Genomic DNA, 14,020 nt, shown 5'->3' with positions numbered 1-14,020 from the left:
GCCCGGTTACATTTCGAACCCGGAAGCTAAGCCTTACAGCGCCGATGGTACTGCAGGGGGGACCCTGTGGGAGAGTAGGACGCCGCCGAACAATTTTTGGGAAAACCCCCGTGCCTTGGGCACGGGGGTTTTCTGCGTTTCAGGGCCTTTCACGACGGACCTAGTTCAGGATGGATTCACCAGTCTTGTGTCGTAGGCCAGAATGACCGCCTGGATACGGTCCCGGGAACCAGTCTTCGAGAGAACGCGGCCCACGTGGGTCTTCACCGTCGATTCGGCCAGGTGGAGCCGAGCGGCTATCTCGGTGTTCGTCCAGCCCATGCCGATGACGGTGAGGATCTCGCGCTCGCGGTCCGTGAGGGCTGACAGGCGGGGGTCCGGCTCTTGCGAGGCGTCGGTGTGGGGATCCAGCAGCGGGAGGTGCTGGGCGTAGGCGTCCAGGAGACGGCGGGTCAGGCTGGGGGCGACCACCGCGTCGCCGGTCGCCACCGAGCGGATGCCGGAGAGAAGATCCTCCGGCTGGGCATCCTTCACCAGGAAGCCGGAAGCGCCGGCGCGGAGTCCCGCGTACGCGTACTCGTCCAGGTCGAACGTCGTGAGGATCAGGACGCGGGTGCGGTCGCCGACCGCGGTGATGCGGCGGGTGGCCTCGATGCCGTCCAGGCCGGGCATGCGGACGTCCATCAGGACGACATCGGGGTGGAGCTCGGCGGCCAGACGGACCGCCTCACTGCCGTTCGTCGCCTCGGACAGCACCGTCATGTCGTCCTGGCTCTCCAGCAGCATGCGGAAGCCGAGGCGTTGGAGGGGCTGGTCGTCGGCGATGAGGACCGTGGTCACTGCGGGGATTCCTCCGGGAGGTGAAGGTGGACTCGCCAGCCCCGGTCGGGGGGTTGGCGGGGGCCGGCCTCAAGTGTGCCGTCGTACAGGGCCGTTCGCTCGCGCATGCCGGGAAGGCCGCGGCCGGTGGTGCCGTTCGGGGCGCCGCCTCGGCCGGTGTCGGTGACCGTGACGGTGACGGCGCCTTGGTCCTCGTAGGACAGCCTGATGTGGGACGTCGCCTCCGGGCCGGCGTGTTTCAGGGTGTTGGTGAGGGCTTCCTGGATGACTCGGTAGACGGTGAGCTGGCGGCCCGGGGGAAGGGTCGGTGTGCCGTGGACGGTGGTGTGGACGGGCAGGCCGGCGGAGCGTACGCCGGCTATGAGGTGGTCGAGGTCGGTCAGAGTGGGTTGCGGGGCGAGCTCCGGGGCGGCGGGGCCCTTGTTCTTGTCGTGCTCGTCGCGCAGGACGTCCAGGAGGCGACGGAGTTCCGTCAGGGCTTGGCGGCTGGTGGAGGAGATGGCGTTCAGGGCCTCGGCGGCGCGTTCGGGGGTCTTGGTCGCGGCGTAGCGGCCGCCGTCGGCGAGGCCGGTGATGACGGAGAGGTTGTGGCCGATGATGTCGTGCATCTCGCGGGCGATGCGGGCGCGTTCGGCGGCGGCTGCGAGGCGGGCCTGCTGGTCGCGTTCGATCTCCAGGCGTCGGGCGCGGTCCTCCAGGGCCTCGGTGTAGTTGCGGCGGGTGCGGACCGTGATGCCGATCGCCGCCGCCACGATGATCGACATCAGCATGGGGACGATGTGCTCGTCCGGGCTTTCGCGGGGGTGGCGAAGGGTCGTCACGGTCTCGGTCGTGAGGATCAGGGCCGTCGTCCACCACAGGGTGCGCGCGGGGCGGCGCAGGGCGAGGTGGAAGACGACGAGCAGTTGGAGCATGAAGACCTGGAGGGCCGCTCCGGTCCAGGCGTTGACCAGCGCGAACGGGGCCATCGTGAGGAGCGTGGCCCTGGGGTGGGCGCGGCGCTGGAGGAGGGGGAGGGAGAGGCCCAGGCTCAGGGTGAGGAGCAGCCAGCCGGGAGTGTCGGGATTGCGGGTGACGCTGCGCCAGCCGCCGCCCACGTAGTCGATCAGGGCCGCCGTTACCCAGAAGCCGGTGAGGAGCAGGTCCCAGACGAGGGGGTGGCGCCGGTCGAAGACGCGGACGCGCCGGCTGGAGCGTTGGACGTACTCGGTGAGGGGTTCCGCCGTGCGGTCCTGAGTCCCCGGGCTCTGCGTCGCCTGTTCTTCCGCCACGAGGTCCATGGTGAGGGGTGCGGTCGCCGTCGGCGCAGGTCCCGGGTCGTATATGCGGTGAGCGGCGTAGTACCGAGGTACTAGCGTGGGACGTATGAGTAGCTACGTGATCCGGTCCGTGCGTGCTGATGAGTGGCCCGCCGCCAAGGAGTTGAGGCTTGCGGCGCTGCGGGATCCGGTCGCGCACCTCGCCTTCCTGGACACCTACGAGGAGGCGGCTGCCAGGCCGGACACCTTCTGGAAGGAGCGGACGGCCGGTGGCGCCGAGGGGGCGCTCGGGACGCAGCAGATCATCGCCGAGGACCCGGACGGGCACTGGGTGGGGACGCTGACGGTGCTGCTGGAGGAGCCCGGGACGACGGACTGGGCCGGGTTTCCGGTGGAGTTGCTGCAGGGGCACATCGTCGGTGTGTTCGTGCGTCCCGAGGAGCGGGGGAGCGGGCTGACCGAGGTGCTGTTCGACGCCGGCCTGGAGTGGGCGTGGGGGCGGGGAGCTGAGCGGGTGCGGCTCATCGTGCACGAGGAGAACGGGCGGGCGCAGCGGTTCTACCGTCGGGTGGGATTCGTGCCGACCGGGCGTACCGTGCCGTTGCCGACGGCGCCGGGGGAGACCGAGTTGGAGTTCGTGCTGGAGCGGGGCCGGGACTGACGCGTGCGGCGCGTGATCGACGGGGCTATGCCGGGAAGTCGGCGTTCGGCCAGCGTGTACGGGCCTGTTCGCGGGAGCGGAGCAGGGCCAGGGTCGGCAGACCCCGGTTCGCTCCGGTGGCCAGCAGGTCCGGGAGTTGGGGAAGCGGGGCCACGGCGGCGACGTCGTCCAGGACGAGGGTGAGTGGTGGGTCGAGGCGACCGGAGGATGACCGTTCGGCCATGTGCCGGCCGCGCTCGACCACGCTTGAGGTGAGGGCCGTGAGGAGTGGCATCGCGCCCGGGTTGGTCCGGGGGTCCTCGATGGATTCACCCACCACGTAAAGCGTGCCCCCTTCGTCCACGAAGGAATCCAGGGCGAGGGCATCACTTCGGTTGGGAGTGCAGGCCTCGCGGATGTTGACCGTGGTGAGGGCCGAGAGGGCTCGGGCGGTCAACTCCTGGGCGATGTCGCGGCGTTCGGGGTGGGCGGTGAGGGCGGCCTCGAGTTCGCCCGCGGAGCCGGAGGCCGCCTTGGGGTTGGTACGGAGGGTTCGTACGGCGTCCTGGACTTGCAGGCCCTGGGACCAGCGGTGGACGTGGCGGATCGTGCGGCCGTCGATCGCGGCGGCGTGCAGGTAGCTGCGCAGCAGCGTCTCGGCCACGTCGGTGACGGCCTGGTCGATTTTCGCGGTGGGGCGGATGGGGGCGAGGAGCGCGGTGGCCGTGGCTGCCGCGGTTTGCTTGTTCTCGCAGCCGGCCGTGGGGGACCAGTGGAGGCGGGCCGGGGTGTCGCAGAGGTGGGCGGGGTCGTAGACGTGGACCGGGCCGAGTTTGGCGCGGGCGTCCTTGGTGTCCTGCCACAGGGCCGGGTTCGAGGTGACGATGAGGGCAGGGCCCTCCGCGTCGCGTACGGCCTGGGTCGCGGTGGTGTGGCGGGTCACCGGGGGGCCGTAGTGGACCGTGGCTTCGGTGCGGGGGGTTTCCCACGCGCCTGGATGGTCGCTGGTGGCCAGGGGGGCGAGGGGCTGAGCCGCGAAGGGTTGGGGTGCCAGCGGCTGGGTGGGCGCGGGCGCGTTCGTCGCGGTGAGGGGGGCCGTGGGGGTCAGCGGGGCCGCGGGATGGGCGGTGGAGGGCTGCGTGTGGTGTGGCGGGTGGGTGGGCTCCGTCGCCGCCTGTGTGGGGAGTTGCTCCAGCGGTTGCTGGTAGGGGGTGGCGGTGCCGGGATGGAGCGGCTCGGGCGTCGGCCGCTGGGCCGGGACGTCGTAGGCGGTGGTGCCCGGCGTCGGCGCCGCGTGTGGGTCCGCTGTCCGCTTCCTCATCCGGACCGCTTTCCAGCGGGCCACGGTGCCCAGGACGAACACCGTCAGGACGACCAGGATCATCAGCTGGCCGATGAACAGGCCCCAGAAGAGGCCGTAGCCGGAGACGTCGGCGGGGTCGGCGGTGGGCCAGGCGCCGGGGATGTCGTGAGGGCGGGCGATCAGGTGACGCATCGCCAGGGGGGTGCGGGTGAAGGTGACACCGGTGGGCCAGGCGCCGTGCGCGAACAGGCCCGCCAGGCCGGTGGCCGTCCAGATCAGGACGGTCATGCCGAGGATGAAGGCGAGGATGCCGACCAGCATGCCGTCGGGCATGCCTCCCTGGCCGTCCGGTCGGCGGTAGCGCTCGTCACCCGGTCTCATGGTTCCCCGCTCCCCGCTCCCCGCTCGTGCTTCGCCCTACGCCACCGTCGACTCGGAGTCACCGAGGTGCTGTTCCACGAACGCCGCCGCGCGTTCCTCCGCCTCCACCTCGGCCGCGCGCAGGGCGTCGTCCACCAGCCGGTGCTCGGCGGACGACTCGGTCATGGCGCGGTCGGTGAAGACGAGGGGGCGTTCCGTCTCGGTGACCAGGTGTTTGACGACCTGGACGTTGCCGTTGACGTCCCACACGGCGATGCCGGGCGTGAGGGACGGGATGATCTCCACCGCCCAGCGGGGCAGGCCCAGCACCCGGCCCGTCGCCCTCGCCTCGTCGGCTTTCTGGGCGTAGATGGTCCGGGTGGACGCCATCTTCAGGATCGCGGCGGCTTCCTTCGCCGCCGCGCCGTCCACGACGTCGGACAGGTGGTGGACGACCGCGACGAACGACAGGCCGAGGCGGCGGCCGAACTTCAGCAGCCGTTGGAAGAGCTGGGCCACGAAGGGGCTGTTGATGATGTGCCAGGCCTCCTCGACCAGGAAGATGCGCTTCTTCCGGTCGGGGCGGATCCAGGTGTGCTCCAGCCACACGCCGACGATCGCCATCAGGATCGGCATCGCGATGGAGTTGCGGTCGATGTGGGACAGGTCGAAGACGATGAGGGGCGCGTCGAGGTCGATGCCGACGGTCGTGGGGCCGTCGAACATGCCGCGCAGGTCACCGTCGACCAGGCGGTCGAGGACCAGCGCGACGTCCAGGCCCCATGCCCGGACGTCCTCTATGTCGACGTTCATCGCCTCGGCCGACTCCGGCTCGGGGTGCCGTAGCTGCTCGACGATGTCGGTGAGGACGGGCTGGCGTTCGACGATCGTCTCGTTGACGTAGGCGTGGGCGACCTTCAGCGCGAAGCCCGACCGCTCGTCCAGGCCGTGCCCCATCGCGACCTCGATGATGGTGCGCAGCAGCGCCAGCTGTCCCGTGGTGGTGATCGCGGGGTCCAGCGGGTTGAGGCGGATTCCGTGGTCCAGGGCCGCCATCGGGTCGAGCCGGATGGGGGTTATCCCCAGCTCCTGCGCGACGAGGTTCCATTCGCCGACGCCGTCCTCGCCCTGTGCGTCCAGGACGACGACCTGGCGGTCGCGGAAGCGCAGTTGGCGCAGGACGTACGTCTTCTCCAGGGCCGACTTGCCGTTGCCGGACTCGCCGAGGACCAGCCAGTGCGGTGCCGGGAGCTGCTGGCCGTACAGCTGGAAGGGGTCGTAGATGTACCCCTTCCCGGAGTAGACCTCGCGGCCGATGATGACGCCGGAGTCGCCGAGGCCGGGGGCGGCGGTCGGGAGGTAGACGGCCTGGGCCTGGCCGGTGGAGGTGCGGACCGGCAGGCGGGTCGTCTCGACCTTCCCGAAGAGGAAGGACGTGAAGGCGTCGGTGAGGATGGACATCGGATCCCGCATGCGGCGGCCCCTACCTTCGAATGCCGGTGGCGAACGGAAGTGTGTTCACGAAGGCGCGATGGTGCTCGCGGTCGCACCACTCCAGTTTCAGGTACGACTTTCCGGCCGAGGCCCTGATGGTCCGCTTGTCGCGGGCCAGGGCCTCGGGGGTGCGGGAGGAGACCGTGATGTAGCCGACCAGGTTGACGCCGGCTGCGCCGCTGGCGAGGTCCTCTCCGCGCTGGTCGAGGCGGTTGTGGGAGGCGACGTCGCGGGGGTCGACGGTCCGGTTCATCTTGGCGGCGCGGGACGCCTCGGCCTCGTCGTTGGTCTTCTCGGTGAGCATCCGTTCGATGGCGACCTCGGTGGGTTCGAGGTCCATGGTGACGGCGACCGTGCGGATGACGTCGGGGGTGTGGACCAGGAGGGGCGCCAGGAAGTTGACGCCCACCGGGGTCATCGGCCATTCCTTCACCCAGGCCGTGGCGTGGCACCAGGGGGCGCGGGTGGAGGACTCGCGGGTCTTCGCCTGGAGGTAGGTCGGCTGGGTGGCGTCCAGTTCGGCCGGCCAGGAGTTGCGTTTCGTCATCGCCTGGATGTGGTCGATGGGGTGGTCCGGGTCGTACATGGAGTGGATGAGGGAGGCGAGCCGGCCTTGGCCGAGCGGCTGGCGGACGCGGATGTCCGCCTCCTGGAGTCGGGAGCAGATGTCCGTCAGCTCGCGGGCCATGACGACGGCGAGGCCGGCGTCCCGGTCGAGCTTGCGGCCGTTGTGGGGCCGTGCCGCCCGGGCCATGGTGTGCGCCTCGGCGGCCAGTTCCCGGGTGAAGTGCATGCAGGCCACGAGGTACGCGCGGTGCTGCTCGCTGCTGGTCGACACCATCGACTGCAGCTGGTCGTACGACTGCTGCAGCCACGGCGGCGCCTTCTCGTCCCCGCGTAGGGCGACGTCCTTGGCGTGGGCGTCGGGGTCGGCGGGGAGGGTGCGGGCGAGCATCTGGAGGCGGGTGACGAAGCCGTCGCCGTTGGCCACGTGCTTGAGGAGGGTGCCGAAGCGGTCGACGAGGGCTTCCTGGTCCTCGCTGTCGCGCAGGCCGACGCCGGGGCCCTCGATCTCGATCGCCGCGGTCACCGTACGGCGGTCCGCGTGCAGCAGTACGGCGATCTCGTCGGGGCCGAACGGGGCTGCCAGCCAGGTGATGCGGCCGATGCCGGGCGGCGGGCCGATCTCCACCTCACGGCCGTCGAGACCGGTGCCGGCCTCGACGACGCCGGAGCGGTAGGTGGCGCTCTGCTTGAGGCTGCGCTTGTAGCTGCGGTTGATCTCGAACCACTTGTAGAACGTGCGGCGCTTGTACGGCACGTAGACCGCGGCCAGCGCGACCATGGGGAAGCCCACCAGCGTCACGATGCGCAGTGACAGCACCGGGACGAGGAGTCCGCACATCATTCCGAGGAACGCGCCGCCGATGATGAGCGCGATCTCGCCGGTTTCACGATTCCTGCCGACGATCGCGTTCGGCCGGGCGCGGCCGATCAGATATGTACGGCGGGGCGTGACCGGATGGGACACGTGGGACTCGGTCGTCAACGCCCTTCACCTCCCGTGCTGTTGGTGCTGCTGGTGCGGTTGTTGCTGGCGTGAGGGGTGTTCACCGGGCTGCCCGCGCGGGGTGCGGGGGCGGCGGAGGGGACAGATCCGCCGCCTCCGTTCGCGTTGCGCGAGCTGTGCGCGGCGACACCGCCGGACGCCGGGTTGCTCGGGCGCGCGCCGCCCGAGCCGCTCTGGCCTCCGCCGCCGCTGTCGGCGCGGGTGCTGTGGGTCTTGATGCCCTGGGCGACGAAGGTCGCCGGGGAGGTCATGACGGCCGCGGCCTTGCCTTCCGCGCCCCGCATGATGCGGTTGTTGCGGGAGTTGGCGATCTCGTCGCCGAAGCCGGGGACGAAGCGGTAGATCATGCCGCTGGCGAAGATCGCGAGCAGGATGATGGCGAGGCCGGAGACGATCGCGGCGACCGAGTCGGGGCCGCCGTCGGAGGCCAGGGCCCCGGCGAGGCCGAGGACGATGACGATCACCGGCTTGACGAGGATGACCGCGATCATCACGCCCGCCCAGCGGCGGACGTGGCCCCAGAGGTTCTTGTCGACGAGGCCGGCGTAGACGACGACGCCGAGGAGGGCGCCGACGTACAGCAGGACGGCCCTCAGGTAGAGCTCCAGGTAGAGGACCCCGGCCGCGACGATGGACACCAGTGACACCAGCATCAGCATGATCGGGCCGCCGCCGATGTCGTCGCCCTTGTCGAGGGCCTGCGAGAACGTGCCGAAGAACGCGTCCGTCTGGTTGCCCGTCGTCTTCGCGAGAACGTCGCTTACTCCGTCCGTCGCGGAGACGACGGTGTAGAGGATCAGTGGCGTGAAGGCGGAGGCGAGCACGGTGAGCCAGAGGAAGCCGATCGCTTCGCTGATGGCGGTGGTGAGGGGGACGCCGCGTACGGCCCGCTTGGCGACGGCCAGCAGCCACAGCAGCAGCGTGAGGATCGCGGAGGCGGCGAAGACCACGGCGTACTGCTGGAGGAACTTCGGGTTGGTGAAGTCGACGTTCGCGGTCTCCTTCACGGCCTTGCTGAGCTGGTCGACGGTCCAGGAGGCGGCGTCGGCGCAGCCCTTTGCCAGGGAGGAGAGGGGGTCGAGGGTGTCGGTGACGGGGTTGGATGGGACGGATCGGCGGGCGGCGCCGGAGCCGTCGCCTTGGCAGTAGTCCTTGGCGGGGCCGTGGATCAGGTCGCAGGGGTCGTTGCTGCCAGACGGCGTGGGCGTGGGCGCGGCGAAGGCCCGCGTGGCCAGGAGCACGGCGGCGGTTTGCACGGCCGTGACAGCGGCCGTCAGCTTGAGTACGCGGTGGCTAGCGGGCATAGGAGAACCCTCCGTACTCCTGGACAGCCTTGGCCATTTCGTCAGCACTGGACGCCCTCTCGTCGCCTGGAACGGGCGAGGGGCCATCCTTTTGAGAGTGCGTCACGATCTTCCAGTCACCGTCGGTCCAGGCCAGTTTCATCGTGATGGTGAACCAGCTGCTGGTGACGGGGTTCGTGGATTGCTCGCCGGCGAGGCCCAGGAGACCGCTGCACCAGACTTCGACGGTTGCATCGGTGCTGGAGGACTTGGTGACTTTGGTGCCGATCGGGCTCGTACGGGATACGAAGGTGTAGCCCGCCGGTGTGGTGCCGTCCTCGTTCAGGCCGATGGCCTTGTTGAACGCTGGCGTGTACGCCTTGTCCAACGTCGCCTCGAAGCCAGAGACCTTGGAGGGGGCGATAATGGCCTGCAGGATGGCATCACGCTGGGGCTTGTCGAACATCTCCGCCGAACCGAGTGACACCGCGTAATTCGCCGCCGCGCTCTCCGCCCCCTGCTCATTCTGGGCGAAGCCCGACTTGACCGCCTTCGTTCCGCTCGCCGCCGTGCTGGAGGCGTCCGGCTGGGATCCCGAGGACGCTGTCGTGTCCGGGTCGTCTCCCCCGCGGTTCGCGAAGGCGATCGCGGCGATCAGGAGGACGACGACTCCGACGACCGTGACCAGGCTTCTTGAGGACGAGCGGCCTCGGCGTGCGCCGCCGTAGACGTCGGCGCTCCGGTCGGGCAGGCGGGTGCGGGTGTGGCCGGTGCCGCCGTAGCCGCCGGAGGTTCCCTCGTCGTCCTCGAGACTCATGCCGCGTACGCCCCCTCGACGTCGTGCGGAAACGCGTAGGAATACGCGTACGAGTACGACGGTAGCCGTGCTGGTTCCCGCGCGGGCGCGGTGTGGTGACTCGACATCAGGGAAACGCAACCTCAGCCGGTGGGCACGACGGATGGGTGGGGGTGGAGGGGAACCGAGCGAGCGCGCCACGCAAGGGCGGTGGTCGCCCGCTACACGGCCATGCCGTACACGATGGTGAACAGCGTGCCCAGCGAGCCGATGATGAAGACGCCCGTCAGGCCCGCGATGATGAGGCCCTTGCCCTGTTCCGCGCTGAAGGTGTCCCGAAGGGCCGTTGCGCCGATGCGCTGTTTGGCGGCACCCCAGATGGCGATGCCGAGGCAGAGGAGGATGGCCACCGCCATCACGACCTCGATCATCACCTTCGCCTCGTTGCCCAGGCTGCCGAAGGGCCCCCAGTCCGGAGCGATCCCGCCGATGATGGTGTTGATGTCTCCCTTGTCGGCCGCAAAGAACATGTAAGTCACCGCCCCTGGTGGGTAGTTCCGCTCCCCCTGCCTTGGCGCAGAGGTCAGGCCTCATTGTCGCCGACAACGGCGCCGTCGTATGTCGACTTGGCGTCATTGATTGGCGGGTTTCGTACGAATACCTTGCCACTGTTCCGCGTCGGCCCCCAGGGAATCCCTCGAACAGACGTTGGAACGGTAATTAGGGAGTCGTATCGTCACTCTGTGTATCACGGTAGGTTACGCCGGGCAATGAGGACTGGGCGGAACCTGTGGTGTGGTTCCGTCGTTGTCCCCTCTTACGGCATGGTTCGGTGATCGTGCCGGTGTTCTGCGGGTGACCTCGGTGAGCCCCAGGTGGAAGGCTAACCCGGGCATGGCGAACGGGCCGCGGCTGGGTGCCGCGGCCCGTACGCCCATCTGGTGACAGGGGATCAGGGGATATAGGGGATCAGATGGTCAACCTGTCAGCCCGTGAAGGCGCTCACCCCTGCCGGGGTGCCCAGGCCCGTGGGGCCGTCGTAGCCGACCTTGGCGGTGCAGAAGTAGCTGGTGGAGCAGGTGCCGTTGTTGCCGGAGGTCACGTCGTTGAGGGCGGAGGTGTGCGCGTATGGGAACTGGGCCGGGTAGGAGCCGCTTGACGGGGTGCCAGCGAGGGCGTAGACGCCCGCGATGATGGGTGCGGAGGCGCTGGTTCCGCCGAACGTGTACCAGCCGGCGGTGACGCCGTAGGAGTCGTAGACGGAGACGCCGGTCGCGGGGTCGGCGACGGCCGCGACGTCCGAGATCATGCGCTTGGTGCAGCCGGTGTCGGTCTGCCAGCTCGGCTTGGCGTCGTACGCGGAGCAGCCGGAGCCGGTGCCCTCGGTGCTGCTGGTCTTCCAGACGGACTCCGTCCAGCCGCGGGTGGTGGAGGAGGCGGCGAGCTTGGTGCCGCCGACCGAGGTCACGTACTTCGAGGCGGCCGGGTATTCGGCGCCGTAGCCCTCGTCGCCGGCGCTGACGGTGATGGCGACGCCCGGGTGGTTGAAGTAGGAGGAGTCGTACGAGGTGTCCGAGGAGGACTCCGAGCCGCCGTAGCTGTTGGAGACGTACTTGGCGCCGAGGGTGACCGCCTCGTTCACGGCCTTGCCGAGGTTGGCCATGGAGGCTGAGGAGGCCTCGACCAGCAGGATGTGGCACTGCGGGCAGGTCGCGCTGGCCATGTCCAGGTCGAGGGAGATCTCCTGGCCCCAGCCGCTGTCGGCGCTGGGCAGGGAGGTCGTCGAGCCGGTCTGGCCGACCTTCTTGAAGCAGCCGTTGGCGGTGGTGCAGGAGGGGAGGCCGTAGTACGAGCGGTATTTCGCGAGGTCGGCGGCGGCGTTCGGGTCGTCGTACGCGTCGACGATGGCGATGGTCCTGCCGGAGCCGCTGCTCGCTGCCGCGGCGGTCAGGCCGTAGGCGTCCTGGAGGTCGGACGGGCCGTAGCCGGAGGGGGTGGCGGCGTCTGCGGCCTCGGGGGTGACGCCGTCGAGTGCGGCCTGGCGCTTCTGGAAGGCGGTGACGCCGCCGGTGACGCGGAGGGAGTTACAGGCCAGCTCGCCCATCTTCTTGGGCGTGGCGCAGGGGGCTGCCGCCCAGGTGACCGCGGTGGAGGCGGCCTTGGCGGGGGTGGCCTGTGTCGTGGCTTCGGGGGTGGCGCTCGCTTGGGTGGCCGCGGTGCCGAGGCCGGCGAACACGAGCGCGGCGGTGGCCGCGGCGATGGATCCGATTCGGGTCCATCTGGTATGTATGGGGCGGGTGTTGGGGGGTGACGTACGCAACGGACTGCCTCCTGAGAGTGATGGAACAGGGGCGGTGCGGGTGGTGGTGCCACCGGTACGTGGTCCCCGGCAGCGGGCGGCGGCCCGCCGACGACTGTCGCTTGTTGAGTACGTGACAACAAGGTGCGCTGCGGAATCCTGACTTCCGCCTTACTGAAGGCGGTTGGGGGATTGCTGATCAGTGGCCGCGTGATGGGCGGGGGATGGTGGCGGCTTGACCGCGCTCACAGGAGGCGCACAGGTGCGGTGAGGTGATGACCGGTCCGCGCCGGGCGCTTGTGCCTGCCGCTGCCTGAGCTCCGAGTGTCGGTAGGCGATCGTTTACCGACACTCGGACCAGTTGCTCGCCGAAGCGAAGCTCAGCAGGGGACATCACCCTTGCAGCGCCACCGCACATCATGCGGGTACGCGTTTGCGTTCGGTGAGAGCTGGTGTGCGGCCCAGTTCTGCGTGTCACCCAGCCCGAGGAGGCCGTCAGCCTGATAAGCGGCTTGTGTCCGGTTGACAACGCAATCTGCTGGATCGGTCACGTGGATGTCATGAGCAGCGACGGTGCCGTGCCACAGACCGTCGGCCTTCTGGCAAGAGTGGTACTGCCCTGTCCGGACGTAGCTCAGTTTCGCGGTGACCTCAACGGCCTCCGATCCGAGATTGGTGACCTTGAGGGCGAAGAGCACTCTCTCGTCTTCGACCCTCAGACACGCGCGCAGCAACACGTCGGCGGTTGCGGAGCGAGCAGGACTGCACCTGCTCTGCGGTCCGAGTGCGTCAACCTGGACCTGGTCGGCTTGCTCGTCAAGTGCCGGGGCGGAGGACGAGCCGCCGAGGGACCGCCTCGGAAAGCCTGGACCAGCCTCCGCTGATCCGGGCTGAGCCAGGTTCTTCCCGATCGCCACAGCCAAGCCCAGCAGGATCAACAGGCCGACCACGGCGAGAACCTGACGGCCGCGCCGTCCGAGCGCCTTGAACGGGCGGGGTGCAGTGGTGCTTGCCCGCTCTTCGGGAAGGGCGGTATCGGCCTGTGACGAGGGTGCACCGGTGGACGGTACGGGAGTGTCTGTTTCGCGGGTGGTGCCGCTGTCCGGAGTCGGGGGCGGGTTGAGTTGGGCCTCAAGCTCCTGCCGAAGCGAGGTCCACTCCTCGATCGCGGCGTCCACGTGGCTGCTGTTGGTTTTCGCGTACCGCAGGCAAGCGCGCACGTACGCCAGCGTGATCGCCAAAGAGGGTGGTGCTTGTCCGCTAGCTGCGCCGGACAGGGCCGAGGACGAGTACTGGGCGTGTCTCTCCATCTCCTTGTAAGTGGGATTCCCGCACTCCTTGCGTAACTCCCGAAGCCGCCAAGCGAAAGACTCCACGGGCCCGTCGTCGGGATTGATCGGCCGCTCTCTTCGCCCCTGCCTGCTCGCCATCCAAGTCCTCCGCTCAACAGCCTGATGACCAGTTTGATGACCAGCCCTCCGAAGCGTGCAGGTCATCAAGCGCCGGGCCAAGCTTCGAGCACCGAGACGTCCGGCAGCCAATCGGGCTCCAGAGATCGGTTACTGAGCGAAAGGAAGTTCGATGATCAGTCTTCGCAGGTGCCTGATGCAGGCGGCAGTGTCGACAGCAGGAGCAGTGGCGGTATTGGCAGGGGGCGCCGTGGCGACTCCTACTCCCGCACAGGCAGGGCCGGCCGCCTGGGGCCGGGCGTGCATGTTCAACGCTCCGACCGCCGTGCCCAAGGCGGGCCACGTGGCCTGGGCCTTCAAGGTGCGCGGTGAGAAGGACCACTGGATCTGGGGCTCGTTCAACTGGAACGAAGCGTGGATCCACGGTGGTGCCTGGAAGGACGTGCGGGCATCATTCAGCCCGAGCGTGGGCTACACCCGCTACCGCTGTACCTACACCCAGGACGGCAACGCCCGTAACGCTCAAGTGGCCTACAAGGCCATCCGTAGCAAGGACTACAACCTCGCAACCAACAACTGCCTGCACATGTCGATGGCGGTTTTCAAGGGGTACAGCAACGTCCTGCGACGCGATGCACGTCTGCCTTCGGCAACCGCCGGAGCGGGGACGACGGGCCGCCCCAATGACTACTTCTCCAAAACCCTGAGCAAAGCCCACTGGGAACGAATCCACCTGCTGCCCTGACCATACGTGCGGGAGAGAAGGG

At 69.1% G+C, this 14,020-nt stretch carries 12 protein-coding genes and 1 rRNA gene; 3 read left to right on the top strand and 10 right to left on the bottom strand.

All coding sequences use genetic code 11. From position 1 onward, the window contains the following. Positions 1–91, top strand: a 5S ribosomal RNA gene (rrf, locus tag ABZ027_RS39820); the annotation flags it as partial. Positions 92–165: 74 nt separating this feature from the next. Here rrf and ABZ027_RS39815 read toward each other — a convergent pair. Together ABZ027_RS39815 and ABZ027_RS39810 are read right to left on the bottom strand one after the other, a co-directional pair. Beyond that, on the bottom strand, positions 166–840 hold the full coding sequence (locus ABZ027_RS39815) for a response regulator transcription factor (protein WP_356777369.1): 675 nt from the start codon (positions 838–840) through the stop codon (positions 166–168). After that, positions 837–2,120, bottom strand: coding sequence for a histidine kinase (locus tag ABZ027_RS39810; protein WP_356777367.1), 1,284 nt, complete (start codon positions 2,118–2,120; stop codon positions 837–839). Before ABZ027_RS39810 ends, ABZ027_RS39815 begins: the two co-directional genes overlap by 4 nt. Before the next feature lie 85 nt (positions 2,121–2,205). On the opposite strand from ABZ027_RS39810, the gene ABZ027_RS39805 reads away from it, so the two are divergent. After that, entirely contained in the window at positions 2,206–2,760 is a 555-nt protein-coding gene (locus tag ABZ027_RS39805; protein ID WP_356777365.1) for a GNAT family N-acetyltransferase, read from the top strand. A gap of 25 nt (positions 2,761–2,785) precedes the next feature. Here ABZ027_RS39805 and ABZ027_RS39800 read toward each other — a convergent pair whose 3' ends face one another. The 8 genes from ABZ027_RS39800 to ABZ027_RS39765 form a co-directional block, all read right to left on the bottom strand. Next, the gene (locus tag ABZ027_RS39800) at positions 2,786–4,423 is read right to left on the bottom strand and encodes a type VI secretion protein (protein WP_356777363.1); all 1,638 of its coding nucleotides are present in this window, start codon (positions 4,421–4,423) and stop codon (positions 2,786–2,788) included. Positions 4,424–4,459: 36 nt separating this feature from the next. Next, entirely contained in the window at positions 4,460–5,875 is a 1,416-nt protein-coding gene (locus ABZ027_RS39795) for an ATP-binding protein (protein ID WP_356777361.1), read from the bottom strand. Between the two features lie 10 nt (positions 5,876–5,885). Further along, positions 5,886–7,445: an SCO6880 family protein gene (locus ABZ027_RS39790; RefSeq protein ID WP_356777359.1), complete on the bottom strand. Its 1,560-nt coding sequence runs from the start codon at positions 7,443–7,445 to the stop codon at positions 5,886–5,888. Beyond that, entirely contained in the window at positions 7,442–8,770 is a 1,329-nt protein-coding gene (locus ABZ027_RS39785; protein ID WP_356777357.1) for a hypothetical protein, read from the bottom strand. Before ABZ027_RS39785 ends, ABZ027_RS39790 begins: the two co-directional genes overlap by 4 nt. Beyond that, positions 8,760–9,566 (bottom strand): hypothetical protein, encoded by an 807-nt coding sequence (locus ABZ027_RS39780; RefSeq protein ID WP_356777355.1) that lies wholly within the window; start codon positions 9,564–9,566, stop codon positions 8,760–8,762. Before ABZ027_RS39780 ends, ABZ027_RS39785 begins: the two co-directional genes overlap by 11 nt. Positions 9,567–9,766: 200 nt before the next feature. Then, a complete protein-coding gene (locus ABZ027_RS39775; protein ID WP_356777353.1) occupies positions 9,767–10,075 on the bottom strand; it encodes a hypothetical protein in 309 nt (102 codons plus the stop codon). A 455-nt stretch (positions 10,076–10,530) separates the two neighbouring features. Continuing rightward, the gene (locus tag ABZ027_RS39770) at positions 10,531–11,865 is read right to left on the bottom strand and encodes a S53 family peptidase (RefSeq protein ID WP_356777352.1); all 1,335 of its coding nucleotides are present in this window, start codon (positions 11,863–11,865) and stop codon (positions 10,531–10,533) included. A gap of 359 nt (positions 11,866–12,224) precedes the next feature. Beyond that, the gene (locus ABZ027_RS39765) at positions 12,225–13,085 is read right to left on the bottom strand and encodes a hypothetical protein (protein ID WP_356777350.1); all 861 of its coding nucleotides are present in this window, start codon (positions 13,083–13,085) and stop codon (positions 12,225–12,227) included. Positions 13,086–13,557: 472 nt separating this feature from the next. On the opposite strand from ABZ027_RS39765, the gene ABZ027_RS39760 reads away from it, so the two are divergent. Beyond that, positions 13,558–13,998: a hypothetical protein gene (locus ABZ027_RS39760; RefSeq protein ID WP_356777348.1), complete on the top strand. Its 441-nt coding sequence runs from the start codon at positions 13,558–13,560 to the stop codon at positions 13,996–13,998. The last annotated feature ends 22 nt before the right edge of the window (positions 13,999–14,020 follow it).

The organism is Streptomyces sp. NPDC006332 (assembly GCF_040612855.1).
Classification (GTDB): Bacteria; Actinomycetota; Actinomycetes; order Streptomycetales; family Streptomycetaceae; genus Streptomyces.
Note: the sequence above shows the minus strand (reverse complement) of the source record. Positions and strands in the feature narration are given on the sequence as shown.

Bases quoted from the DNA above. Each gene is read 5' to 3' on its own strand.
- ABZ027_RS39760 (WP_356777348.1), top strand. From the start codon at position 13,558: ATGTTCAACGCTCCGACCGCCGTGCCCAAGGCGGGCCACGTGGCCTGG.
- ABZ027_RS39795 (WP_356777361.1), bottom strand. From the start codon at position 5,875: ATGCGGGATCCGATGTCCATCCTCACCGACGCCTTCACGTCCTTCCTC.
- ABZ027_RS39785 (WP_356777357.1), bottom strand. From the start codon at position 8,770: ATGCCCGCTAGCCACCGCGTACTCAAGCTGACGGCCGCTGTCACGGCC.
- ABZ027_RS39810 (WP_356777367.1), bottom strand. From the start codon at position 2,120: ATGGACCTCGTGGCGGAAGAACAGGCGACGCAGAGCCCGGGGACTCAG.
- ABZ027_RS39800 (WP_356777363.1), bottom strand. From the start codon at position 4,423: ATGAGACCGGGTGACGAGCGCTACCGCCGACCGGACGGCCAGGGAGGC.
- ABZ027_RS39780 (WP_356777355.1), bottom strand. From the start codon at position 9,566: ATGAGTCTCGAGGACGACGAGGGAACCTCCGGCGGCTACGGCGGCACC.
- ABZ027_RS39805 (WP_356777365.1), top strand. From the start codon at position 2,206: ATGAGTAGCTACGTGATCCGGTCCGTGCGTGCTGATGAGTGGCCCGCC.
- ABZ027_RS39775 (WP_356777353.1), bottom strand. From the start codon at position 10,075: ATGTTCTTTGCGGCCGACAAGGGAGACATCAACACCATCATCGGCGGG.